Origin of the sequence: Citrobacter sp. Cf088 (genome assembly GCF_030334295.1) — a bacterium.
Taxonomy (GTDB): Bacteria; Pseudomonadota; Gammaproteobacteria; order Enterobacterales; family Enterobacteriaceae; genus Citrobacter; species Citrobacter freundii.
Map to the genome: position 1 here is coordinate 204,977 of NZ_JAOWEE010000052.1, position 22,403 is coordinate 227,379.

Here is a 22,403-nt window from a genome sequence, read left to right on the forward strand (position 1 = left end):
AATGCGCTTTTGGCTCCTTTTAATCACAGCATTGTTTTTGGCGGGCTGCAGCAGCCATCGTGCGCCTGCGCCAAATGCCCGCTTGTCGGATTCAATCGCCGTTATCGCCGGTCTTAATGATCAGCTACAAACCTGGCATGGCACACCCTATCGTTATGGCGGTATGAGTCGTAGCGGGGTGGATTGTTCTGGATTTGTTTTGATGACGATGCGCGATAAATTCGATCTGCAACTCCCACGCGATACGCGTACGCAATCAAAGATTGGTACCGAAATTGATAAAGACGATTTGCTGCCCGGCGATCTGGTTTTCTTTAAAACCGGGTCTGGGGAAAGCGGTCTGCATGTCGGTATTTACGATACCAATAATCAATTTATTCATGCTTCAACCAGCCGTGGAGTGATGCGCTCGTCTCTGGATAACGTTTACTGGCGTAAAAACTTTTGGCAGGCGCGACGTATTTAATCCCCACAACTCCGAGGCTGCCATCGAGTGGCAGCCTCGACATCACCGTTTGAAAGTTAACTTTTATTTCTGCTTTGGGTTAGACAATACCCATGAACATTAAGAGCGTATCTTGCTAAAAATATGATTTATTCCGAGATATTAAAAAGTGCAAAGCTGGATATTCGCTTATAATCAGGATAAGCTAAAAAAAAGGATTCGATTTACCGGCTAAAAAGGGAAAAATGAAAGGGCCTCTACTTGCATCAGCAGTAACGTATTTCTTCATCCTTTGCTACAGGATGCCGGATAACACCCATGCAGCGGGGCTGGCACGATGATTGTTTCACTGGATAATCTTTACCATTCTGAGTTCTCTTTTCTTCCTGCGAGAAGCGAAAAAGGCGATCTTGAATTCGTCGACATCATCACCAATTTCGCCAGTGCACATGGGGATGTGCGTATACCCACCGAGCTGGTCCTACCTCGGATGTCAGACGACGAACAATGTCGTTTATTTGTAGAAAAACTAGAATTAATCGAAACGTGCCAACATTTTTTTATTCAGCGAAAAGTATTTGCCTGGATTAATTTAACGCCAGCAATTGCTAATACTTTATTATCAGATACTGAACTTGCTTCACAAGTTGAACGATTTTCATTTCTGGAGCTGACTATTAATGAAAGCTATCCGGAGTTAAACAAAGGTAAAGATAATCCAACATTGGCCGCACTTGCTGCGCGATTTCCATTAGTCCTGACAAACTATGGTGCTGGCGGTATATCAACCCGGGCAATTTTTGACGGCCTGTTCAAACGCGTCGTTCTGGATAAAAACTTTGTTCAACAAAGGATTGCACATATTTCGTTTGAACCGTTTATGCGGGCTATTCTGGTGCAACTATCTCCCAGTTGTGAGTCAATAATCATTAGCGGAATTGATACACAAGAGATGCTGGAGCGCGTTTTGCCTGTGGGATTCAGTGCCATGCAGGGAGGATTGTGGCCTGCAGTGCCTCCTGCGCAGATAATTTCGCTTGCTAAGATATAACCCTTTTATTTGCTGGTGTTTAACAGGCTATTAACAGTCTACACTAGAGGCAGGAGGCCCTATGACCCTGTCTTTTACCACTCGCTGGCGTGATGAACTACCAGCAACTTATACCGCGCTTTCACCCACCCCTTTGAAAAATGCGCGCCTTATCTGGCATAACGATGCGCTGGCGGAGCAATTAGCTATTCCTGCGGCGCTATTTGATATTCCAACTGGTGCGGGCGTTTGGGGAGGCGAATCGCTGCTTCCCGGAATGTCGCCTTTAGCCCAGGTTTATAGTGGGCATCAGTTCGGCGTCTGGGCTGGTCAGCTTGGCGACGGACGTGGGATCCTGCTGGGCGAACAACAGCTTGCGGATGGTTCAACGTTTGACTGGCACCTGAAAGGCGCCGGACTCACGCCGTATTCCCGCATGGGTGATGGGCGCGCCGTGCTGCGCTCGACCATTCGCGAAAGCCTGGCCAGTGAAGCGATGCACTACCTGGGAATACCGACCACGCGGGCATTGTCGATTGTCACCAGCGACACGCCGGTGTATCGCGAAACGGTCGAAGCGGGGGCGATGCTTATCCGCGTGGCGCAAAGCCATATGCGGTTTGGCCATTTTGAGCATTTTTACTATCGCCGGGAGCCGGAAAAAGTGCGCCAGTTGGCTGACTTTGCGATTCGCCATTACTGGCCGCAATGGCAGGAAGACGCCGATAAATATCAGCTGTGGTTTAACGATGTTGTCACGCGTACTGCGACGTTAATCGCTGACTGGCAGGCGGTAGGATTTGCGCATGGTGTTATGAACACGGACAACATGTCGATTCTGGGTCTGACGATGGATTACGGTCCATTCGGTTTTCTTGATGATTACGTGCCCGATTATATCTGCAACCACTCTGACAACCAGGGGCGATACAGTTTCGATAATCAACCGGCCGCCGCGTTGTGGAACCTGCAACGTCTGGCGCAAACCCTGTCGCCGTTTATCCCGGTCGAGGCGCTCAATGATGCGCTGGACAGTTACCAGCTGGCGCTGTTAACTCGCTACGGTCAGCGGATGCGGCAAAAGCTCGGCTTCTTTAGCGAGCAGACAGACGATAACGAACTGCTTAGCGAGCTGTTTAGTCTGATGTCGCGGGAAAGAAGCGACTATACGCGAACGTTTCGCATGCTCAGCCAAACGGAACAACACAGTGCGCAATCTCCGTTGCGCGATGAGTTTATCGACCGCGCAGCGTTTGACGACTGGTTCACGCGGTATCGCTCGCGCCTTCAGCAAGACAATATTGCCGATGCTGTCAGACAAACCCAGATGAAGGCGGCTAACCCGGCGATGGTATTACGTAACTGGCTGGCGCAACGGGCGATTAGTCAGGCAGAACAGGGGGATTACGCCGAGCTGCATCGGTTGCACCAGGCGTTGCGTACCCCGTTTGCCGATCGTGATGATGACTATGTCAGCCGTCCACCTGACTGGGGCAAACGGCTGGAAGTGAGTTGTTCAAGCTAAGGGGCCAGAAATACCTGCGGGGAGGCGTTGGCCGGATGCTGGCCAACGTGTACCTGAGCACCGTACCAGCGCTTCAGGTCATCGGCTTGTAACACAGTTTCCGGTGTTCCCTGCGATACCAGCCTGCCGTTGTGCAGCAGCACTATTCTGTCTGCCCACAGTGCGGCGAGGTTCAGATCGTGAAGCACAATGCACACATGCAGCTCTCCCGAAGAGGTAAGCGTTTTTAGCATGCGCAACAGATGCTGCTGGTGGTAAAGATCCAGCGCGGAGGTCGGTTCATCAAGGAATAACCAACCGCGAGGCGCACCGTCGCACCAGAGTTGTGCCAGCGCACGGGCTAACTGTACTCGCTGTTGCTCGCCGCCGGAAAGCGCGGCGTATTGCCGACCCGCCAACGGTGTGCATCCGGTCATTTCCATCACCTGAGCGATAAGCCGGGGCTCCTGCTGTTGGGTCCACGGCGCGCGGCCCATCGCGATGACGGCCTCTACCGGCCAGTCGAATCCCAACAGTGTTTGCTGGCGCATCACTGCCCGATGCCGCGACAGGGTCTGGGTAGACCATTCATGCAGCGGTTTGCCCGCCAGCACGCAGCGCCCGCTAGCGGGCTGCAGAAAACCGGTCAGCAGGCGTAGCAGGGTGGATTTTCCCGCACCGTTTGGGCCGATGAGCGCAACCAGTTCACCTCTTGTAAGGGCGAGCGATACGTCGTCAATCACCGGTCTGCCAGCTACGTGATAATGAAGCCTTTCAGCGATGAAATGTTCAGCCATGCGCTCCTCGCTGACGAAAAATAAGCCATAAAAACCACGGTGCACCGAGAAGACTGGTCAACAGACCGACCGGCATCTCCGCAGGCGCAACCGCCGTACGAGCCAGGGTGTCGGCAATCAGCAATAAAAACGCGCCCGCCAGCACGGAACCCGGAATAACGGCCCGATGGTCTGAGCCGAGCCACATACGTATTAAATGTGGGATTACCAACCCGATAAAGCCAATCACCCCGCTTACCGCCACGGCTGAGGCAACCAGTAATGCGCTACAAAGCAGCAAAATACGCTGGATTGTACGTACATCAACGCCGAGATAATGCGCCTCTTCCTCACCCAGTTGCAGAAGATTCAGCGCCGGAGCAAGTCGCCAGATGATCAGCACTGTCGGGATTGTCAGTGAAGTGACAGCCAACAGCGTGGACCACTGTGCGGCCCCCAGACTTCCCATTCCCCATAGCGACAGCTGGCGCAGTTGCGCATCATTACTGACCCACGACAGTACGCCAACCGCCGCCCCGCAGAGCGCGTTGATGGCAATGCCGACCAGCAGCAGGCGGGAGAGCGAACCGTCGCGCTGTTGGCTGAGGATAAAAATCACTACGGTTGCCGCCAGCGCGCCGAAAAAAGCGGCCAGCATTGGAGCATACAACATCATCAGCGCGGGCAAAGAGACAGGCAGCACCACCCACAGGGCCACAGCGCAGGCAGCGCCGCTGCTTATTCCCAGTAATCCAGGGTCTGCAAGCGGATTGCGAAACAGCCCCTGCATCACGCAGCCAGCGAGCGCCAGAGAGCCGCCAATCACCAGTGCCAGCAGGACGCGGGGAAGACGAATCGTGATCCAGATTTGACGCAGTGCCTCATCGCCATCACGCCAGAGCAGACTTACTGGCAGGCGCAACGCGCCAAAACCGGTAGCCAGAACCGTCATTGCAATCAGCATCAATGCCAACATCCACAACGAACAGGTGATCCGCCGGGACATCAGGGCAATTGCTCCGCTTTAGCACGAAGCTGCAAAATAGCCTGTGGCGTGCGAACGCTGAAGCCCAACAGCGCCATATCGTCAACCTGCAATACCTGTTTATTCCTTCCGGCAGGTGTTTGCGCAAGTCCCGGTAGCGCCCACAGGTTATCTTCGCCACCCATCGCCTTAACGCCGTCCTGCGAAATCACCACCAGATCGGGCTGGCTGGCAATGACGCCTTCTTGTGACAGCGGCTGATAGCGATTAACGCCCTGCATCGCGTTGCGTAGACCTGCGGCACGAATCGCCGCATCGGCTCCGGTTTGCTGGCCCGCCGCCATCGCGGTCATCCCGCCATGATTGAGAATAAACAGCACACGTTTATTAAGTTCAGACGACGGGAGCGTCGCCAGTTCCTGACGTAACGTTGCGCGCAGAGTTTCTCCGTCGGCCTCCCGATGAGTAGCCTCAGCGATAACCCGAACTTTTTCATCAATCGCGTTAAGATCGTTGCTTGCTGGGATCGTGACAACCCTGACGTTGCTCTGTTCAAGCTGTTTTAGCGCTAAAGAGGGCTGTGCCTGCGCGCTGGCAAGGACCAGCGTAGGGCGGGTAGCCAGGATCCCTTCGGCGTTGAGCTGGCGCAAATAACCAACATCAGGTAACGCGGTTGCCGCAACAGGCCACTGGCTGGTGCTGTCTCTCGCCACAAGGGAGGGTTGTGCTCCCAGTGCGTAGACAATCTCGGTGACATCGCCACCGAGCGCAACAACCCGTTCCTCGGGCGCAGCCAGCGCCGCGAAGGGCAGCAGCGCGATCAGGGCCAGCAGTTTTTTCATGCGGCCAGTCCTTTCGGCGTCAGTGCGTCAATCTGTGCGCGCCATTGTGTCTGCTCCGGCTCGCCTTCCGTACGTTGACCATACAGCTGGGCGATTTGCGTGCCGTCGGCAGCAAACAGCTCCAGACTGGTGACGTGACCATCGGCGGTCGGTTTACGCGTCACCCACGTTTCTGCCACGCTCTCTTCCAGTAGATGCAGGGTAAAGGTTGGGTTGAAGATGTTCAGCCAGCCTTTCATCGGTACCAGTTTTTCAATCACGCCGGTAAATATCTGTACACAGCCGCGATTACCCACAAAAACCATAATTTCGTTGCCATCCTGACGCGCGGTGTCGAGTAATTGCGCCAGTGCGCTATTAGAAACCTTACAGGCCAGATCGTCGCCAACCAGATTAAACGCCTGTTGGCGGGTGAGATCGTGGCGTTTCAGAAGACCGAAGAACTGATGGACATCAGTCATCGCTCGCCACTCTTGATCAACGGTCTGTGCGTCGACAGTGACGGCGGCAGGCACAGAATTGTTGACGGGTTGCAGCACCAGCGGCGGGTTTTCTGCAAAGATGAAACGGGTCAGCAACGCCGCCCATTCCTCAACGAGGGTATTTTGTGTGGTATAGACCTTCAGCAGTGCGTCTCCCTGATGGTCAAAGAATTGAATGCTCTGACGCTCGCCGTGGGCGGTGGTCTCACTGATATGAAAAGCGCTTGCCCACTGATTTAAGAACAGACGCAGGTCGAGTGCACGCGGATTAAGAACCAGCCCGGCATGGCCGTTCAGGTGCTGATTGGTAAAAGCGCCAACCTGTTCATGCACCGCATATTCGTTGCGGCAAATGCATTTGGTTTCACCAACCGCTTCCAGTGCGCCGAGGATTTCGCGGACTTCGCCACGTAAGCGCCAGGCGTCATGGCCGACGCGCGCAAAGGTCAGTTCGGCTTCGCTAATATTCATCAATCCTGCAATGTCACGTGCGTATTTTCCGGGATTTTCTTTCTTCAGTTCCAGCCAGCGTGTGTAATGATTCATTGTCTCTTCCTTCCAGATTGCGGCCCCGGCGAACCGGGGAAAAGTGATTACCACTGATAACTCACGAAAATTTTGCCATTACGACCATCCTGCGGAATGCCTTGCGGCGACCAGTACTCTTTGTCAAAGGCGTTGCCCAGTACCAGCGTGGTGGTCATGCCTTTCAGCGCTTGTTGGCCCTGATAGCTCACGTAAAAATCGTTTACCACATAGCCAGGCTGTTTAGCGTAGGTGCTGCTGATATGCGTTGAACGGTCAGCAAATGTCCCGATCCAGCCTACGGAGAAACCGCTGTGCGCAACCGGCACATTCAGTTTGCTGGTGACGGTGTCCGGATTAATGCTGGAAATGTATTCACCTGTGTCAGTATCTTTGCCGCGTGTGCGGTTATAGGCCATGTCGAGGCTGAACAGGTCGGCGGTATATTTCGCCATCACGTCCCAACCCCAGATTTTGGCATTGGGAACGTTATAGGACATGGTTGTCGCAGCGGCGAAGTCGACGCTGGTGGAGATGTAATCTTTTGCTTTGGTGTCGAAATAGCTGGCTTTAAATTCGAGCGCATCGCTCGCCATCAGCAGATCGTCAAAGCGCAGGCCAAATCCGTATTCCTGTGTTTCGTTGGTTTCCGGGCGCAGGTTAGGGTTTGGCACCCAGTAGTTAGTGTAGAAACGACCAATCGAGAAGTGTTTCGCATCGTTATACATTTCGCCCATGGTTGGCGCACGGAAGGCCTGAGCGTATGAACCGAACAGCATCAGCCAGTCGGCTGGCGTAACGGTGAGTCCGGCGCGGGACGACCATTTGTCAGCATCAACATCTTCATAGCCGTCGCTGCTGCCGCGATAAGAGTCATAACGGGTACCGCCCAGCAGCGTAACCGGCAGGTCACGCAGGGTGATTTCATCCTGTAGCCAGCCGGAGCTGAAATCGATCTTTGCCTCCGGGAAACCGGTGGTTGAACCACCCGGTTGTTGTTCCTGGCGATAGTATTCACCGCCGTAGGTCAACAGGTGAGATGCAAAAGAGTCGGTAAACAGGCGGCTGCGGTTGTCGATCTTCCCGCCTTTGGTGGTTTGCTTGCGAAATTCGCCAGTGTTATCTGCGTTCTGAGCATTAATGCGCGCTTCGGACCAGTAGATACGGGCATCCGCGTTCAGCCAGTCATTGTCTGCCGGAGCGAGCGAGTAGGTCAGTTGCGCATCACGCTGGATCGTTGAACGGTTGGTCATCGGGTTGCTGGTATCCGCCACACTGGTCTGCGGGTTTTTAGGTTCCCGGGCGTCATTGTTGTAGTAACGCAGCGAGCCGGCCAACGTCTGGGCGCTGTCAATTTTCCAGCTACCTTTCGCCAGCATATTGTTAATTGCTTCATCATTCGGCGCAGTAGTACCGTCACTCTGGCGTAAATCACCGCGATCGCGACTCGACCATGCAAGCAGTCCGTCCAGCGTATCGGTGCGCCCAAATGCGCTGGCGCCCATACCGAGGCTGTGATCGCCGGTTGCCGCGGTACCGAACACGCGGTAACCGCTGTTTTGTCCGGCTTCCAGCAGATCTTTGGCATCCGCAGTGTCATAGGCGATCACGCCGCCCAGCGCGCCGCTACCGTACAGTAGTGCGGAAGGGCCACGCACGACTTCGATACGTTTGATAAGCGCCGGGTCGAGGAAGGTGCTGTTCAGGTGTCCGGTGTCAGTTCCCTGACGAACGCCGTCAACCAGTACCAGAACGCCACGTCGATCGTAGCCGCGCAGATTCACGTCCTGGCCGTTGGTACGACCCGTTCCATCGAGGGTTAGACCCGGAACCGTCCGCAACAGATCGGCTGCCGAACTGGCGGTCTGGTTTTCCGGGGCGGTGGCATCAATCACGCTGACCATCATCGGCGCTTCAAAGGCACTACGGGCATTGCCGGTGGCGGTAACGGTCATATCTTCGACCGCCGCATAGGCTACGGCGGGCAGGTTACTGACAATCGCCAGCGCCAACAGCGATGGACGCAGGGAAGCGGTGTGCAGGTAAGGCATAGCAACTCTCCATTAGGAAATCGAAAAGCGCTGGCTGCCTGGGTATGACCTGGGTGGCTGGCGAAATGTGTTGTTTATTTAGTCAGAATGAGTTTTCCGGCTTGCGTCTGGCGCAGCAGGTAGTGCTGACCATCATGTTCTATGATCACGCGTCCTTCGTTACCCAGCAGGGTTTTACTGTCAATTCGTCGCTCGTTTGGCGCGACGGAAGGCGGTGTTGTGTCTTTTGTAGGCGTAGCCGTTGTGTTATCCATACGTGACATAGTGTTTAAAAATAACAATCAATGTAACAATGATAATCATTATCATCAAACTGCAAATTTGCGGCAAGCGTTTTTGTGAAATAATTGTGACGAGAACGTTTTTTGCACAACAATTGGGGAAAAACAAAGGATTAGCACCGGGCAAAGTGATATTGCCCGGTGAACAGCATTAAAAACGGCTATCAACCGCAGAGGCGAGTTTTTCAACCAACAGTTCAGTATCTTCCCAGTTCAGGCACGGGTCGGTAATGGACTGACCGTAAACCAACGGCTGGCCGCTAACGATTTTTTGAGTACCTTCACGCAAGAAACTCTCCGCCATGATCCCGGCAATTGCCGTCGAGCCGTTACGGATTTGCTGGCACACATCATCACAAACGTCCAACTGACGACGATGCTGCTTCTGGCAATTGCCGTGGCTAAAATCGACCACCAGATGCTCAGGCAGGGAAAATTCGTGCAGGGTATCGCAGGCGGCGGCAATATCTTCAGCATAATAATTCGGCTTTTTACCGCCACGCATGATGATATGCCCGTAAGGGTTACCGCTGGTCTGATAAATGGTCATCTGACCGGTTTTATCCGGCGAGAGGAACATGTGACTGGCGCGGGAGGCGCGAATCGCATCGACGGCGATGCGCGTGTTGCCATCCGTTCCGTTCTTAAAACCGACCGGGCAGGAGAGCGCGGAGGCCATTTCACGATGGATCTGACTTTCGGTGGTGCGCGCGCCAATAGCTCCCCAACTGATTAAATCGGCAATAAACTGGCCGGTCACCATGTCGAGGAATTCAGTCGCCGTGGGGACGCCCAGTTCGTTGACCTGCAACAGCAGTTTTCGCGCCAGTTCAATACCGTGGTTTACACGATAACTGCCGTTCAAATCCGGGTCGGAAATCAGGCCTTTCCAGCCCACGACGGTGCGTGGCTTTTCAAAATAGGTACGCATCACGATTTCCAGACGCGCCTGGTGCTTTGTGCGCAGCGCCTGTAATCGTGTCGCGTATTCCATCGCGGCATCAAGATCGTGAATCGAGCAGGGACCTACGATCACCAGTAAACGGGGGTCTTCACCATTTAAAATTTTTTCTATCCGACGTCGGGAGTCCGTAACATGACGGGCGACGGAGGATGAAACAGGATGCCGTTGCGCAAGCTCTGCTGGAGTGACCAGGTTGTCAATACGCGCAGTACGGAGTTCATCGGTTCTGTTCATTACTTGTCTCAGAAATTTGTTGCTTCAACGGCAGGACTACCGGGAAGTGATGTACATCACAATATCACACTCATCCTGCCTGGTGGCGAGCATAATAACAAAAAATCGAACCAATGCACTAGCATTCTAGTACATGCGGCGATTCAGTCCCATGATATCGAGGATCTTGGTAGCAATCTCTTCTACCGAATAATTGGTACTGTTCAGCCAGGGGATCTGGTTTTTCCGGTACAGCGCTTCTACCTCAGCAACTTCCATTCGGCACTGTCGCAGCGAGGCGTAACGGCTGTTCTCACGGCGCTCTTCGCGGATGGCCGCCAGGCGCTCAGGGTCGATAGTCAGACCGAACAGCTTATGCTGCAACGGCTTCAGAGAGGCGGGCAGCACCAAATTATCCATATCATCGGCAATAAAGGGGTAGTTGGCGGCGCGGATACCAAACTGCATGGCCAGATACAAACTGGTTGGGGTTTTGCCGCAACGAGAAACGCCGAGCAGGATCACCTGGGCCTGATCGAGGTTGCGCAACGAAATACCGTCGTCGTGGGCGAGGGTGTAGTCAATGGCGGCAATGCGCGCGTCGTACTTGTTGAGGTTACCGGGATTCAGACCGTGCGTGCGATGGGCGATAGGTGTAGGGTCGAGCTTCATCTCGTGTTGTAGTGGGGCAACCAGCGCCTGCACAATATCCTGACAAAATCCCTCACTTTGCAGAATGATTGAGCGAATTTCTGGCAGGACGATGGAGTAAAACACCAAAGGGCGCACACCAGTTTGTTGGTAGATCGCGTCAATCTGGTCTTTAACCGCGCGCGCACGACTCTCATTTTCCACAAACGGCAGCGTAATGCTGCTGATCGTGACCGGGAATTGCGACATCACCGCGTGACCCAAGACCTCGGCGGTGATGGCCGTACCATCAGAAATATAAAATACGTGACGATCAACAGCATTATCCATTTTGCTCATCCTGGGCAGACATAATTCTCTGAAAGCATAAATTAAAATTCGCCAGAAGCGAATATTGCTGCATCTTTTTTATAAAATGAAACGGTATTTTTATAATTAATGAAAAGTGCATTTCATTTTTCGGAACAAATATTTATACCGGTAGTTTTTGTGGAGATCCCCTGTGGCTCGCGGGTTTGCGCAAATGCGTAAACAATCTGAAAAAATAAAAAATAAAGTTGCTTGAACGATTCACCGTTTTTTTCGCTGGAGTAAATATGCAAAGATAATTACGCAAAATTGAGTTTCCTAACCTCGTTCAAATATAAGGATTGTTCGATGTCCAACAATGGCTCGTCACCGCTGGTGCTTTGGTATAACCAACTCGGCATGAATGATGTAGACAGAGTTGGGGGCAAAAATGCCTCCCTGGGTGAAATGATTACTAACCTTTCAGGTATGGGTGTTTCCGTACCGAATGGTTTTGCAACGACCGCCGACGCGTTTAACCAGTTTCTGGACCAGAGCGGTGTAAACCAGCGCATTTATGAGCTGCTGGATAAAACGGATATTGACGATGTCACCGAGCTTGCAAAAGCCGGCGCGCAGATCCGCCAGTGGATTATCGACACTCCTTTCCAGCCGGAGCTGGAAAATGCCGTCCGCGATGCCTACGCGCAGCTGTCAGCGGACGATGCCCATGCCTCTTTTGCTGTGCGATCTTCCGCAACCGCAGAAGATATGCCAGATGCGTCATTTGCCGGTCAGCAGGAAACCTTCCTCAACGTCCAGGGATTTGATGCCGTGCTGGTTGCCATCAAACACGTATTTGCCTCGCTGTTTAACGACCGTGCGATCTCTTATCGTGTCCACCAGGGTTATGACCATCGTGGCGTAGCGCTCTCTGCGGGTGTGCAGCGGATGGTGCGTTCTGACCTCGCGTCTTCCGGCGTCATGTTCTCCATCGATACCGAATCCGGTTTCGATCAGGTAGTGTTTATTACCTCTGCATGGGGCCTGGGCGAGATGGTCGTGCAGGGGGCCGTTAACCCGGATGAATTTTACGTGCATAAACCGACGCTGGCGGCTAATCGTCCGGCTATCGTTCGTCGCACCATGGGTTCGAAAAAAATCCGCATGATCTACGCGCCGACTCAGGAACACGGTAAGCAGGTAACGATCGAAGATGTGCCGCAGGAACAACGCGACATTTTCTCCCTGACTAACGAAGAAGTGCAGGAACTGGCCAAGCAGGCGGTGCAGATCGAGAAGCACTACGGCCGTCCGATGGATATCGAATGGGCGAAAGACGGTCATACCGGTAAGCTGTTCATTGTGCAGGCGCGCCCTGAAACCGTGCGTTCTCGTGGCCAGGTGATGGAGCGTTATACGCTGCATGCGCAGGGTAAAATTATTGCTGAAGGTCGTGCCATCGGTCACCGCATTGGCGCGGGTCCGGTTAAAGTCATCCAAGACATCAGCGAAATGAACCGTATCGAACCAGGCGACGTACTGGTTACCGACATGACCGACCCGGACTGGGAACCGATCATGAAGAAAGCAGCGGCGATTGTCACCAACCGTGGCGGTCGTACCTGTCACGCGGCAATCATTGCCCGTGAACTGGGGATCCCAGCCGTGGTGGGCTGTGGCGATGCGACCGAGCGTATGAAAGATGGTGAGAAGGTTACTGTCTCTTGTGCCGAAGGCGACACCGGTTATGTTTACGCTGACATGCTCGACTTTAGCGTGAAGAGTTCCAGCGTGGAGACCATGCCGGATCTGCCGTTGAAGGTGATGATGAACGTCGGTAACCCGGACCGCGCTTTCGACTTCGCCTGCCTGCCAAACGAAGGTGTCGGTCTGGCGCGTCTGGAATTTATCATCAACCGCATGATTGGCGTACACCCGCGTGCACTGCTGGAGTTTGATGACCAGACGCCTGAGCTGCAAAATGAAATCCGCGCCATGATGAAAGGTTTCGATTCTCCGCGTGAATTCTACGTTGGTCGTCTGACGGAAGGGATCGCGACGCTGGGGGCGGCGTTTTATCCTAAACGCGTCATCGTGCGTATGTCTGACTTTAAGTCCAACGAATATGCCAACCTGGTCGGCGGTGAGCGTTATGAACCGCATGAAGAGAACCCGATGCTGGGCTTCCGTGGGGCGGGCCGTTATGTTGCCGATAGCTTCCGCGACTGCTTCGCGCTGGAATGTGACGCAGTAAAACGTGTCCGTAACGACATGGGCCTGACTAACGTTGAAGTGATGGTACCGTTTGTACGTACCGTTGCCCAGGCGAAAGCGGTGGTGGAAGAGCTGGCACGCCAGGGGCTGAAACGCGGTGAGAACGGACTGAAGATCATCATGATGTGTGAGATCCCGTCTAACGCCTTGCTGGCCGAGCAGTTCCTCGAGTACTTCGACGGCTTCTCCATCGGCTCAAACGACATGACGCAGTTGGCGCTGGGTCTGGATCGTGACTCTGGTGTAGTTTCTGAACTGTTTGATGAGCGTAACGACGCGGTGAAAGCCTTGCTGTCGATGGCGATTCGCGCAGCCAAGAAACAAGGCAAATACGTGGGTATCTGCGGTCAGGGTCCCTCTGACCACGAAGACTTCGCGGCCTGGTTGATGGAAGAGGGGATCGACAGCCTGTCGCTGAACCCGGATACCGTCGTGCAGACCTGGCTGAGCCTGGCTGAACTGAACAAGTAACATCATGCCGGATGGTGGCGTAAGCGCCTTATCCGGCCTACGGTGAGTATCATTCGTGGGCCGGATAAGATGCGGCAGCATCGTCATCCGGTATTTTATCCTTCCACGCTTAAGCCTGATGCAATATTGTCAGTACAGTGCGCAGATCGGTCACTGCGATTTGCCCCGGAGCAGATGCTTTTTTCACTGCACCGAACGTGGCTGCTGAACCAAAAACCTCGCCAGCTAAACGAGAAATCACCCCGTTTTTTGCCATCGACATCGTGATAATTGGACGATCGGCATAGCGTTCATGCATTTCCAGCGTCGCGCTGAGCAGCGTCAGCACATCCGTTTTGCATTGCGGCATCAGCGCAATTTTGGGGATATCGGCGTCCAGTTCCTGCATTTTACGCAGACGCTGAACAATCTCCTCTGCGGCCGGCGTTTTATGAAAATCATGATTCGACATAATAACCAGGACGTTTTTGGCGTGAGCTTGCTCAACGGTTGCTTTAACCTGCACATCACCAGTGAATAGCTCGAGATCGATCATATCCACCAGACCACAGTCTATCGCTGCACGGTTTAGTGCGAAATAGTCTTCAGCAGGTAAGGCCTGCTCGCCGCCTTCCTGCGCAGTACGGAAGGTAAAAAGTAACGGCTTGTCAGGCAGAATCTCGCGGATGGCGCGCGCAGCGTCCAGGACTGCGTCAATGGATGCGACATCGGCAAAATGGTCAACGCGCCATTCCAGAATATCGAAATCCGCTTCGCGATAGGTCAGCGCTTCACTTTTTACCATTGCGATGTCTTTAGCCATCAGTGAGACAATGATCTTCGGTGCACCCTTGCCAATTACGACATTTCTTACAGTTACGGTTTTCATTGATTACCTTATAAATATTGGCTGATATCTGTCCGTCAGCCCCCTGAGCCTTCAACAATATCACGGATTTGCGCTTGATATCGAAACCACTTTTTTTAATTGGTACAGACCGTTGAATGGTGGGAAAGTTAAGAAAGGAGAGTACGGCGATTAGAATGGTACGAAGGACAAAAAAAAGCCCACCGTGGGAGATGGGCAAAGACTACACACAGCAATTCGTTGTTTCACTCAGGGGATTTCCATGCTTATAAATCAATGTGTTGATCTAAAGCCATGGGCTAATAGTAGGCATACTGTTTTTTTACGTCGATCAGATTCATCTCAATAGTTTAAAAACTGTAAAGAATTTGCGACACAAATGAGTATTGAAAGAAGGACGGCGTTGGGTCTAATCCCGTAAGAGGGAGGGATTGATTAGTATTGTTAAACAATCAGGCGGCGTTGCCGCCTGATGTTGGATTACTTATTGCGTTCGATTTCAGCAATTTCTTCGAGGATTTCATCCGGATTGGTACCTGGCGCAGGGGCTTCATTTACCCACGCGGAGAACAGACGCCAGGAAACGGCCAGTACTACTGGACCTATAAACAGACCAATCATGCCGAAGGCAATCAATCCGCCGATGACTCCGGAGAGAATCAGGAGCAGTGGCAAATCGGCGCCCATGCGAATCAGCATCGGTCGAATCACGTTATCCAGTGTTCCGACCACGCCGCTCCACACCAGCAGCACGGTGCCCCAGGTTGAATCCCCCGTCCAGTATAGCCAGATAATGGCCGGAATCAGTACCGGTAGCGGCCCCAGTTGCACCAGACATGACAGGATCATCAATACCGCCAGCAGTGTGGCATACGGCACACCGGTTACCGCCAGACCAATACCCCCGAGCACTGCCTGTACCAGAGCGGTGACCACAACGCCTAATGCGACGGCGCGAATGGCTTGTGCTGCAAGCAGAATGGCAGCATCTCCACGTTTTGAGGCAAGACGGCAGGCGAAGTGACGAATACCTAATGCGACTTGTTCACCGCGCCAGTACAACAGGGCACTGAACAGCAGCATCAGGCCACAGTGCATCATAAAGCGGCCGATATGCGCGGCCTGACCGACGAACCAGGTTGTGGTGGTGCCGATATAAGGACGAACCTTGGCCATAATCGCCGAACCGCCCATATCCAGTAAGCTGTGCCATGCGCCATACATTTTGGCACCCACCAGTGGAATGCTGTTCAACCATGCCAGATCCGGTAGCGTCATATCACCTGCGGTTACGGCATGGATCAGCGGCCCACTGCCATCGACGATGCTGTTAACCAGCAGCGCGATGGGGATGATGAACAACAGCACCAGCAACAGCGTCATCACCAGTACGGCAAGTGAACGGCGTCCCCAGAGCAATTTTTGTAAGCGTAGCAGGATAGGCCAGGTTGCAATAACAATCGTGCCTGCCCAGGCAAAACCGAGGATAAAGGGCTGAACAATCCAGAGACAGGCCACAATCAGGATGGCTAAAAACAGCACCGATAGCAGCACTTGTGCAATATCCCTGGGCTGACGGAAATTTACCATAAATACTTTTCACCTTTGTCTTTGCGCCAGAACGTTGACGCGACGTGAATACTTAAATGACACCCTGTAATGATGAGCAATTTCAGCGGTTTTGAACAGGCGGATTCTGCCTGTAAATCTGCTGAGCGTATTAGAAAAAAATGTGATACAACAAACAAAGCAACACGCAAACGATTAAATTCACAACACAGACCGCAGGAAAGGGTCACTATAATGATTCCACAAATTTCTCAGGCACCAGGTGTCGTTCAACTGGTGCTCAACTTTTTGCAGGCGCTGGAGCAGCAAGGATTTACGGGCGATACGGCAACGAGCTATGCCGATCGTCTGACAATGTCGACGGATAACAGTATTTATCAGCTGCTACCTGATGCTGTCGTTTTCCCTCGTTCAACCGCAGATGTGGCGCTAATCGCCCGTCTGGCGGCAGAACCGCTTTTCTCGTCGTTGATTTTTACCCCGCGCGGCGGCGGCACCGGGACCAACGGTCAGGCGCTGAACCAGGGCATTATTGTTGATATGTCCCGCTATATGAGCCGCATTATTGAAATCAACCCGCAAGAAGGTTGGGTGCGGGTAGAAGCCGGGGTGATAAAAGATCAGCTCAACCAGTTTCTGAAGCCTTACGGCTATTTCTTTGCCCCGGAATTATCCACCAGTAACCGGGCAACGCTCGGCGGGATGATCAACACCGATGCGTCCGGGCAAGGATCGTTGGTTTACGGTAAAACTTCCGATCATGTGTTGGGCATCCGTGCGGTGCTGATGGGCGGCGATATTCTTGATACTCAGCCAATGCCGATCGAGCTTGCCGAAATGCTGGGGAAAAGCAATACCACCATTGGCCGCATCTATAAGACCGTTTATGAACGTTGTCGCGATAACCGACAACTGATCATGGATAAATTCCCGAAACTTAATCGCTTCCTGACCGGGTACGATCTACGGCACGTCTTTAACGATGAGATGACCGAATTTGATTTAACCCGCATTCTCACCGGCTCTGAAGGTACGCTGGCGTTTATCACCGAAGCCCGTCTGGATATCACGCCGCTGCCAAAAGTCAGACAACTGGTTAACGTCAAGTACGACTCTTTCGACTCGGCGTTGCGTAATGCCCCGGTGATGGTGGAAGCGCGGGCATTGTCGGTAGAAACTGTCGACTCCAAAGTACTCAATCTGGCGCGGGAAGATATCGTCTGGCACTCGGTAAGTGAATTGATTACCGATGTACCTGATCAAGAGATGCTGGGTCTGAACATTGTAGAGTTTGCCGGTGACGACGAAGTATTGATTAATTCGCAGGTCAGCGCACTGTGTGAACGTCTGGATGGCTTAATCGCTCGCCAGGAAGCGGGTGTCATTGGCTGGCAGCTGTGTACCGAACTGGCGGGAGTCGAACGAATTTACGCCATGCGCAAAAAGGCAGTCGGTCTGCTGGGCAATGCAAAAGGTTCCGCGAAGCCAATTCCGTTCGCTGAGGATACCTGCGTTCCGCCGGAGCATCTGGCGGACTATATTGCCGAGTTCCGCGCGCTACTCGACAGCCACGCCCTGAGTTACGGCATGTTTGGTCACGTGGATGCTGGCGTGCTTCACGTCAGACCGGCGTTGGATATGTGTGACCCGCAGCAGGAAGTGCTGATGAAACGCATTTCTGATGATGTTGTGGCGCTGACGGCGAAATATGGCGGTTTGCTGTGGGGCGAGCATGGGAAAGGTTTTCGTGCAGAATACAGCCCGGCGTTCTTCGGCGAGGAGCTGTATCGCGAACTGCGCAAAGTGAAATCGGTGTTTGATCCGCAAAACCGGCTGAATCCTGGGAAAATTTGTCCACCGGAAGGCGTAGATGCGCCGATGATGAAAGTGGACGCGGTGAAACGCGGAACGTATGACCGTCAGATCCCTCTGGCCGTACGCCAGGAGTGGCGCGGGGCAATGGAGTGTAACGGCAACGGGTTATGCTTTAATTTCGATGCGAAAAGTCCCATGTGTCCGTCGATGAAAATCAGCCTCAACCGTATTCATTCGCCAAAAGGGCGAGCCACGTTGGTGCGTGAATGGCTGCGTTTGTTAGCGGATCGCGGGATCGACCCAATACAGCTGGAAAAAGAGCTACCGGAAAAACGCGCCAGTTTACGTGCGCTGATTGCCCGTACCCGCAACAGTTGGCATGCGCGCAAGGGTGAATACGATTTCTCGCACGAAGTAAAAGAGGCAATGTCCGGCTGTCTGGCATGTAAAGCATGTTCAACACAGTGTCCAATTAAAATTGATGTACCGGAGTTCCGTTCGCGCTTCCTCCAGCTGTACCACACGCGTTATCTGCGCCCGTTGCGCGATCACATGGTGGCGACCGTTGAGAGCTATGCGCCGTTAATGGCACGAGCGCCCAAAACGTTTAACTTCTTCATCAACCAGCCGCTGGTGCGAAACCTGGCTAAAAAGCACATTGGAATGGTTGATTTACCGCTGTTGTCTGCACCGTCGCTGCAACGCCAACTTGTGGGGCATCGTTCCGCCAATATGACGTTGGAACAGCTCGAATTACTCAGCCTTGAGCAAAAAGCGCGTACGGTGCTGGTGGTGCAGGACCCTTTCACCAGCTATTACGATGCGCAGGTGGTTGCTGACTTTATACGTCTGGTAGAGAAGCTGGGCATGCAGCCGGTACTGCTGCCGTTTTCACCAAACGGCAAGGCGCAGCACATTAAAGGCTTCTTAAACCGTTTTGCCAAAACGGCGAAAAAGACATCCGAGTTTCTTAACCGGGTAGCGAAGCTGAATATTCCGATGGTGGGTGTTGATCCGGCGCTGGTGCTTTGTTATCGCGATGAATACAAGCTGGCGCTGGGCGAACAACGGGGTGATTTCCATGTGTTGCTAGCCAACGAATGGTTATCGAAAGCTGTGGAAGCGCAGCAGCCAGTCGCTGTTGGCGGTGAACCGTGGTACTTCTTTGGCCACTGTACCGAAGTGACTGCTTTGCCAGGCGCGCCTGCGCAGTGGGCGGCTATTTTTGCCCGTTTTGGCGCAAAGCTGGAGAACGTCAGCGTGGGATGCTGTGGTATGGCTGGCACCTACGGCCACGAAGTAAAGAATCACCAAAACTCATTGGGGATCTATGAGCTATCATGGCACCAGGCAATGCAACGATTGCCGCGTAACCGTTGTCTGGCTACCGGATACTCCTGTCGCAGCCAGGTAAAACGCGTTGAAGGTACGGGCGTTCGCCACCCATTACAGGCACTGCTGGAGATTATAGGATGATCTGGAAACGTGAAGTCACACTCGAGGCGCTCAATGCCATGGGTGAAGGAAATATGGTTGGGTTGCTCGATATTCGTTTTGTGCACATTGGTGACGATACGCTGGAAGCTACAATGCCGGTGGACCATCGCACCAAACAACCCTTTGGGTTGCTGCACGGCGGCGCATCCGTGGTGCTGGCGGAAAGTATTGGTTCGGTAGCGGGATACCTGTGCACTCAGGGTGAGCAGAAAGTGGTGGGCCTGGAGATCAACGCCAACCATATCCGTTCTGCGCGGGAAGGGCACGTCAGGGGCGTATGTCGCGCGTTACATACCGGCTCTCGTCACCAGGTTTGGCAAATAGAGATCTTCGATGAGCAGGGACGATTGTGCTGTACGTCGCGTCTGACGACCGCAATTTTGTGATGCATATTGCTTTTGGTCATTATCTGCACAGGGAATGGTGTTATACTGTGCAGGTTTTGAACACAAGCGAGGATGATATGTCTACCCAATTAGACCCTGCCCAACTGGCAATAGAATTTTTACGTCGTGATAAAACCGATCTTTCACCGGCTCAGTACCTGAAAAGGCTGAAACAGCTCGAACTGGAGTTTGCTGATTTACTGGCGCTCTCCTCGATGGAACTGAAAGAAGAGATCTATTTTGCCTGGCGCATGGGCGTTCATTGATTCCGGTATGCTTATCGTAACGAAACCCCGACACGTGTTCGGGGTTATTTTTGCCTTAAATCTTCATTACCACTTCATCTCACCGCTGTTAACCTTCGCACTTAGTTCAAGCGAGCTTGCGTCCGCCAGACCTGGCCATGCTGCCGTCATGGTTTTAATCACATAATCCGATCCTTTCTTGGCCCCTAACGCCTGCTCAAACGACTGCAAATAGTCCTGGGTGAAGCGAATAGCTTTATCGCCGGTAGGGCGTTCGCCAATGTAATGACCCGGGACCACCTGAGTGGGCTGTAAGCTCTGCATTTCGCTCAGTACGTTACGCCATGCACTACGCTGTTCTTCAGATTGTGTATCCGCCGTCCAGACGTGAATACCTGAAGCCACGCCTGTGCCGCCAATAATGGCCCGATTCGCCGGGATCCAGATATACGCTGCATAATCGTTGGAGTGACGCAGTTCCAGCGGTTCGCTATCAACCGTGAACTGCGTTTGCGTCGTCGCCTGCGGAACGGTGAGCGATGTTGGCGCGCCGTCCTTCATTTGCGGGCCCCAGAACTGCAGCTTGGCCTCTTTGGTGGCGCGGATATGGTCTACCACCTGCGGTGTTGCCAGAACTTTTACCTGTGGAAAAGCGTTGACGATGGGTTGCAGACCGAAATAGAAATCCGGATCGCCGGAAGTGATCACGATAGCCTTCAGCGTTTTACCGCTGGCGCGAATCATCTGCACCAGCTGTTCGCCATCTTTGGTGCTGAACTGGGCGTCAAACAGAATCGCCTCTTTGGGACCAGACACCAGCGTCGAAGAGACCGGGAAAATACCCTTCTCCTGCGGATTATAGACGTCCAGCTGTAGCGGTGCGGCGAAAGCTGAAGACGCAAACAGAGGTAACAGCAGGGCCAGAGATTTAACTTTCATACCAGGTAACCTTATGCAGGGAATTGTCTTTTGATAGTTCCCGTATTTTAAGCATATTCGTATCTGTTAGAATTCCCTCATTAGGACATGCTGAGTTTCATAAAACGATCGGATGGGATGCAATGGACAGAGTGATGGCGGCAACGGTATTTAACCATATCTGTGATTTGGGCAGTCTGAGCGCCGCTGCACGTGCATTGGGGCTTTCCCGTCCGATGGTCAGTCGTTACCTCGACGAGATGGAAAAATGGGCAGGCGCAAGGCTTATCCATCGCTCATCGCGTCGCTTGACGATCACGCCAGCGGGTGAAGAGGCATTACTGAAAACGCGTTCTCTGGCGCAACTTTCGCTGGATATTGGTGCCGCCAGTGGCGCGCAAATTCCCTCCGGCACGCTACGTGTGGCCTGCGCCCATTTTACCGCCATGCATATTCTTGCTCCGGTTCTGCCGGCGTTTATGGAGCAATATCCGCAATTACGTATTGAGGTGGAGATCAATAATCAACCGGTAAGCCTTGTGGGGGAACGCATCGATGTGGCGATCCGCATAACGGATAATCCCGAGCCTGGGACCATCGCCCGCCGGTTGGGCGACTGTAAATCGGTACTTTGCGCGTCCGCAGATTATCTGCATCAACATGGCACGCCTGAGACAGTCGACGATCTCACTCGGCACAATTGCCTGTACTACAGCGGTTTTGCCGGACAATCCTGGCACTTTTTGGATGCCCAGGGGCAGTCTGTCTCGGTTGCAATCAAAGGGAATTTAAGTGCAGGGATCTCTTCGCTGCTCTGCGAGTCGGCGGTGGCAGGAATGGGGATCGCGTTGGTGCCAGAGCTGGAGGCGCAGGAAGGGCTGGCGCAGGGAGCGTTAATTCGATTACTGCCAGAACTTCAACCTAAATGCTTGCCAATTTATGGTTTATACCTTTCTCGGGAGCATCAGCCTGCGGGGCTACGTTTGCTGCTGGATGCGCTTAGTGGGGCGGCGCAATGCTAAAAAGGTAGCTAAACGTGCTCATAAAATAGTCAAACCGCAATTTGTGTTAAAAAAAACTTATCGGTGTATGAGATTCTTCTTATCGCCCCTTCAAGAGCTAAGCCATCGTGAGTGCCGGAGATAAGCGCCGGATGGGGCCGGAACCCTTAAGCCTGCCAGCAAGCAGACTTAAGGGTTTTTTGTTGTCTTTATATGTCGCCGCTGCGGGATTGTACGTACTTGTTGCGCGTCTGCAGAACGGAGTTGTCTAAAAATAGCGGTGGTGACATTTAAGTTTAATGAATCATAACCGCTTTATACCGCACAGAGAATGCAGAAT

19 protein-coding genes and 1 other RNA gene are annotated in these 22,403 nt (G+C 53.1%); 8 read left to right on the plus strand and 12 right to left on the minus strand.

Annotation, left to right across the window (positions count from 1 at the left end):
* Window position 1 precedes the first annotated feature (1 nt).
* From OGV71_RS12335 to selO, 3 genes are all read left to right on the plus strand, one after another.
* A complete protein-coding gene (locus OGV71_RS12335) occupies window positions 2–466 on the plus strand; it encodes an NlpC/P60 family protein (RefSeq protein ID WP_003836644.1) in 465 nt (154 codons plus the stop codon).
* Between the two features lie 316 nt (window positions 467–782).
* Entirely contained in the window at window positions 783–1,496 is a 714-nt protein-coding gene (locus tag OGV71_RS12340; protein ID WP_204583644.1) for an EAL domain-containing protein, read from the plus strand.
* Window positions 1,497–1,557: 61 nt separating this feature from the next.
* Window positions 1,558–3,000: a protein adenylyltransferase SelO gene (gene selO / locus OGV71_RS12345; protein ID WP_048219024.1), complete on the plus strand. Its 1,443-nt coding sequence runs from the start codon at window positions 1,558–1,560 to the stop codon at window positions 2,998–3,000.
* Here selO and OGV71_RS12350 read toward each other — a convergent pair.
* From OGV71_RS12350 to ppsR, 8 genes are all read right to left on the minus strand, one after another.
* Window positions 2,997–3,776, minus strand: coding sequence for a heme ABC transporter ATP-binding protein (locus OGV71_RS12350; protein WP_110248439.1), 780 nt, complete (start codon window positions 3,774–3,776; stop codon window positions 2,997–2,999). The genes selO and OGV71_RS12350 overlap by 4 nt on opposite strands.
* Window positions 3,769–4,761, minus strand: coding sequence for a FecCD family ABC transporter permease (locus OGV71_RS12355; protein WP_204583642.1), 993 nt, complete (start codon window positions 4,759–4,761; stop codon window positions 3,769–3,771). The genes OGV71_RS12350 and OGV71_RS12355 overlap by 8 nt, the downstream gene beginning before the upstream one ends.
* Window positions 4,761–5,582, minus strand: a complete 822-nt coding sequence (locus tag OGV71_RS12360) for a heme/hemin ABC transporter substrate-binding protein (protein WP_003843463.1) — start codon at window positions 5,580–5,582, stop codon at window positions 4,761–4,763. Before OGV71_RS12360 ends, OGV71_RS12355 begins: the two co-directional genes overlap by 1 nt.
* On the minus strand, window positions 5,579–6,610 hold the full coding sequence (chuS, locus tag OGV71_RS12365) for a hematinate-forming heme oxygenase ChuS (RefSeq protein WP_048233606.1): 1,032 nt from the start codon (window positions 6,608–6,610) through the stop codon (window positions 5,579–5,581). Before chuS ends, OGV71_RS12360 begins: the two co-directional genes overlap by 4 nt.
* Before the next feature lie 47 nt (window positions 6,611–6,657).
* On the minus strand, window positions 6,658–8,640 hold the full coding sequence (locus OGV71_RS12370; RefSeq protein ID WP_204583640.1) for a TonB-dependent hemoglobin/transferrin/lactoferrin family receptor: 1,983 nt from the start codon (window positions 8,638–8,640) through the stop codon (window positions 6,658–6,660).
* A gap of 74 nt (window positions 8,641–8,714) precedes the next feature.
* Entirely contained in the window at window positions 8,715–8,903 is a 189-nt protein-coding gene (hemP, locus tag OGV71_RS12375; RefSeq protein WP_003030556.1) for a hemin uptake protein HemP, read from the minus strand.
* Window positions 8,904–9,072: 169 nt separating this feature from the next.
* Entirely contained in the window at window positions 9,073–10,119 is a 1,047-nt protein-coding gene (aroH, locus tag OGV71_RS12380; RefSeq protein ID WP_003030555.1) for a 3-deoxy-7-phosphoheptulonate synthase AroH, read from the minus strand.
* A 126-nt stretch (window positions 10,120–10,245) separates the two neighbouring features.
* Window positions 10,246–11,079 carry a posphoenolpyruvate synthetase regulatory kinase/phosphorylase PpsR gene (gene ppsR / locus OGV71_RS12385; protein ID WP_003030553.1) on the minus strand — a complete coding sequence of 278 codons (834 nt, stop codon included), beginning with the start codon at window positions 11,077–11,079 and terminating at the stop codon, window positions 10,246–10,248.
* Window positions 11,080–11,406: 327 nt separating this feature from the next.
* Here ppsR and ppsA point away from each other — a divergent pair, with 327 nt between their 5' ends.
* Window positions 11,407–13,785, plus strand: coding sequence for a phosphoenolpyruvate synthase (ppsA, locus tag OGV71_RS12390; protein ID WP_003030548.1), 2,379 nt, complete (start codon window positions 11,407–11,409; stop codon window positions 13,783–13,785).
* A gap of 109 nt (window positions 13,786–13,894) precedes the next feature.
* Here ppsA and aroD read toward each other — a convergent pair whose 3' ends face one another.
* From aroD to ydiK, 3 genes are all read right to left on the minus strand, one after another.
* Window positions 13,895–14,653, minus strand: a complete 759-nt coding sequence (gene aroD, locus OGV71_RS12395) for a type I 3-dehydroquinate dehydratase (RefSeq protein WP_048219016.1) — start codon at window positions 14,651–14,653, stop codon at window positions 13,895–13,897.
* A gap of 167 nt (window positions 14,654–14,820) precedes the next feature.
* Window positions 14,821–14,928, minus strand: an RNA gene (rprA, locus tag OGV71_RS12400) — antisense sRNA RprA.
* Between the two features lie 184 nt (window positions 14,929–15,112).
* Window positions 15,113–16,222 carry an AI-2E family transporter YdiK gene (ydiK, locus tag OGV71_RS12405; protein WP_003030544.1) on the minus strand — a complete coding sequence of 370 codons (1,110 nt, stop codon included), beginning with the start codon at window positions 16,220–16,222 and terminating at the stop codon, window positions 15,113–15,115.
* Window positions 16,223–16,435: 213 nt separating this feature from the next.
* On the opposite strand from ydiK, the gene ydiJ reads away from it, so the two are divergent.
* The 3 genes from ydiJ to OGV71_RS12420 all read left to right on the plus strand — a co-directional run bounded on the left by ydiJ (window position 16,436) and on the right by OGV71_RS12420 (window position 20,165).
* Window positions 16,436–19,492, plus strand: coding sequence for a D-2-hydroxyglutarate dehydrogenase YdiJ (ydiJ, locus tag OGV71_RS12410; protein WP_048219015.1), 3,057 nt, complete (start codon window positions 16,436–16,438; stop codon window positions 19,490–19,492).
* Window positions 19,489–19,899: a 1,4-dihydroxy-2-naphthoyl-CoA hydrolase gene (menI, locus tag OGV71_RS12415; protein ID WP_003030541.1), complete on the plus strand. Its 411-nt coding sequence runs from the start codon at window positions 19,489–19,491 to the stop codon at window positions 19,897–19,899. Before ydiJ ends, menI begins: the two co-directional genes overlap by 4 nt.
* A gap of 77 nt (window positions 19,900–19,976) precedes the next feature.
* Window positions 19,977–20,165, plus strand: coding sequence for a YdiH family protein (locus tag OGV71_RS12420; protein ID WP_003836591.1), 189 nt, complete (start codon window positions 19,977–19,979; stop codon window positions 20,163–20,165).
* 66 nt (window positions 20,166–20,231) lie between these two features.
* Here the strand turns inward: OGV71_RS12420 and OGV71_RS12425 are convergent, their stop codons facing one another.
* Window positions 20,232–21,083 (minus strand): Vmh family MBL fold metallo-hydrolase, encoded by an 852-nt coding sequence (locus OGV71_RS12425; RefSeq protein WP_086551146.1) that lies wholly within the window; start codon window positions 21,081–21,083, stop codon window positions 20,232–20,234.
* 122 nt (window positions 21,084–21,205) lie between these two features.
* On the opposite strand from OGV71_RS12425, the gene OGV71_RS12430 reads away from it, so the two are divergent.
* Window positions 21,206–22,084 (plus strand): LysR family transcriptional regulator, encoded by an 879-nt coding sequence (locus OGV71_RS12430; RefSeq protein WP_008323864.1) that lies wholly within the window; start codon window positions 21,206–21,208, stop codon window positions 22,082–22,084.
* The last annotated feature ends 319 nt before the right edge of the window (window positions 22,085–22,403 follow it).

Coding starts and splice junctions, on each gene's coding strand:
- ydiK (WP_003030544.1), bottom strand. CDS start 16,222: ATGGTAAATTTCCGTCAGCCCAGGGATATTGCACAAGTGCTGCTATCG.
- chuS (WP_048233606.1), bottom strand. CDS start 6,610: ATGAATCATTACACACGCTGGCTGGAACTGAAGAAAGAAAATCCCGGA.
- OGV71_RS12350 (WP_110248439.1), bottom strand. CDS start 3,776: ATGGCTGAACATTTCATCGCTGAAAGGCTTCATTATCACGTAGCTGGC.
- OGV71_RS12420 (WP_003836591.1), top strand. CDS start 19,977: ATGTCTACCCAATTAGACCCTGCCCAACTGGCAATAGAATTTTTACGT.
- OGV71_RS12370 (WP_204583640.1), bottom strand. CDS start 8,640: ATGCCTTACCTGCACACCGCTTCCCTGCGTCCATCGCTGTTGGCGCTG.
- OGV71_RS12430 (WP_008323864.1), top strand. CDS start 21,206: ATGGACAGAGTGATGGCGGCAACGGTATTTAACCATATCTGTGATTTG.
- OGV71_RS12340 (WP_204583644.1), top strand. CDS start 783: ATGATTGTTTCACTGGATAATCTTTACCATTCTGAGTTCTCTTTTCTT.
- ppsA (WP_003030548.1), top strand. CDS start 11,407: ATGTCCAACAATGGCTCGTCACCGCTGGTGCTTTGGTATAACCAACTC.
- ydiJ (WP_048219015.1), top strand. CDS start 16,436: ATGATTCCACAAATTTCTCAGGCACCAGGTGTCGTTCAACTGGTGCTC.
- hemP (WP_003030556.1), bottom strand. CDS start 8,903: ATGTCACGTATGGATAACACAACGGCTACGCCTACAAAAGACACAACA.
- OGV71_RS12355 (WP_204583642.1), bottom strand. CDS start 4,761: ATGTCCCGGCGGATCACCTGTTCGTTGTGGATGTTGGCATTGATGCTG.
- OGV71_RS12335 (WP_003836644.1), top strand. CDS start 2: ATGCGCTTTTGGCTCCTTTTAATCACAGCATTGTTTTTGGCGGGCTGC.
- OGV71_RS12360 (WP_003843463.1), bottom strand. CDS start 5,582: ATGAAAAAACTGCTGGCCCTGATCGCGCTGCTGCCCTTCGCGGCGCTG.
- OGV71_RS12425 (WP_086551146.1), bottom strand. CDS start 21,083: ATGAAAGTTAAATCTCTGGCCCTGCTGTTACCTCTGTTTGCGTCTTCA.
- ppsR (WP_003030553.1), bottom strand. CDS start 11,079: ATGGATAATGCTGTTGATCGTCACGTATTTTATATTTCTGATGGTACG.
- selO (WP_048219024.1), top strand. CDS start 1,558: ATGACCCTGTCTTTTACCACTCGCTGGCGTGATGAACTACCAGCAACT.
- aroD (WP_048219016.1), bottom strand. CDS start 14,653: ATGAAAACCGTAACTGTAAGAAATGTCGTAATTGGCAAGGGTGCACCG.
- menI (WP_003030541.1), top strand. CDS start 19,489: ATGATCTGGAAACGTGAAGTCACACTCGAGGCGCTCAATGCCATGGGT.
- aroH (WP_003030555.1), bottom strand. CDS start 10,119: ATGAACAGAACCGATGAACTCCGTACTGCGCGTATTGACAACCTGGTC.